Source organism: Agrococcus sp. TSP3-2-1 (genome assembly GCF_049897585.1).
Classification (GTDB): Bacteria; Actinomycetota; Actinomycetes; order Actinomycetales; family Microbacteriaceae; genus Agrococcus.
In genome coordinates this window covers 1-1214 of record NZ_JAFCWN010000016.1, presented here as the reverse complement: position 1 = coordinate 1214, position 1214 = coordinate 1, and the positions used below count along the sequence as shown (strand labels likewise).

General features: G+C 68.1%; 2 protein-coding genes and 1 other annotated feature. Both genes read left to right on the top strand.

Annotated features, from left to right (window positions below):
• Window positions 1-261 (top strand): transposase (locus tag ACP7BI_RS13320; RefSeq protein ID WP_425847171.1); only part of this gene is annotated, 261 nt, incomplete at its 5' end.
• Window positions 220-347: a sequence feature (AL1L pseudoknot), on the top strand. It overlaps the preceding gene by 42 nt.
• The gene (locus ACP7BI_RS13315) at window positions 270-1199 is read left to right on the top strand and encodes an IS3 family transposase (protein ID WP_425847169.1); all 930 of its coding nucleotides are present in this window, start codon (window positions 270-272) and stop codon (window positions 1197-1199) included. (Overlaps the previous feature by 78 nt.)
• The last annotated feature ends 15 nt before the right edge of the window (window positions 1200-1214 follow it).

Below are 1214 nucleotides of genomic sequence, written 5' to 3'. Positions count from 1 at the left end.
CGCAAGGAGGATCCGGAGCTGTCGCTGAACGCGGCGGTGGTGCGGATCGGACAGCGCACGGGCGTGAATCCAGACACGCTCCGCGGATGGATGAAGCAGGCCGCGATCGATTCGGGCGAGCGTCCCGGCGTGACCGCCTCGGATGCGAAGCGCATCAAGGATCTCGAGGCCGAGGTTCGTGAGCTCAAGCGTGCGAACGAGATCCTGTTGGCGGCCTCGAGTTTCTTCGCGCGGGAGCTCGACCCGCGTTTGCCCTGGTAGTCGCGTTCGTGGACGACCACCGAGACCGGTTCGGCGTCGCGCCGATCTGCCGCGTGCTCACCGAGCACGGCGTGCCGATCGCGCCGTCCGGCTACTACGCCTTCAAGCAGCGCCCGCCCTCCCAGCGGTCGCTGCGCGATGCGGAGCTGCTGGTGGAGATCGATCGGATCTTCTGGGACCGGAAGCTCGGCCGCGGCATCTCCGGCGCCAGGAAGATCTGGCGGCTGCTGCGCCGCGAGGGCGTCGAGGTCGCGCGCTGCACGGTCGAGCGGCTCATGTGCCAAGCGGGCCTGCAGGGCGTGCGCCGCGGCAAGCGGTTCGTCACCACCCGCCCCGACGAGTCGGCCGTGCGGCCACCGGGTCACGTGCAGCGATGCTTCACCGCAGAGCGCCCGAACCAGCTCTGGGTCGTCGACTTCACGTACGTGCCGACCTGGTCAGGCATGGGCTTCACGGCCTTCGTCACCGACGTGTTCTCCCGCAAGCTCGTCGGCTGGCGCACCACGAACCGGATGCCGACCGAGCTGCCGCTGGACGCGCTGGAGATGGCGCTGTGGGTGCGCGAGCGGGCCGGCGAGCCGGTCGACGGGCTCATCCATCACAGCGATGCCGGCAGTCAATACACAGCGATTCGCTACGCCGAACGGCTCGCCGACGCCGGCGCGATCGCTTCGATCGGCACCGTTGGCGACTCGTACGACAACGCGCTGGCCGAGTCGGTCGTCGGGCTCTACAAGACCGAGTGCGTCAAGCTCGACGGCCCGTTCCGGACCGTCGACGAGCTCGAGCTCGCCACGCTCTCCTGGGTGCACTGGTTCAACGAGAACCGGCTGCACTCCTCGATCGGATACCTCACACCGATCCAAGCCGAGAACGCGTACTACCGTGAGATCAACTCCCAGCCTCAGCCGATGCTGGGAGAACTCGCCCTCCACTGAACCCGGGGCGATTCA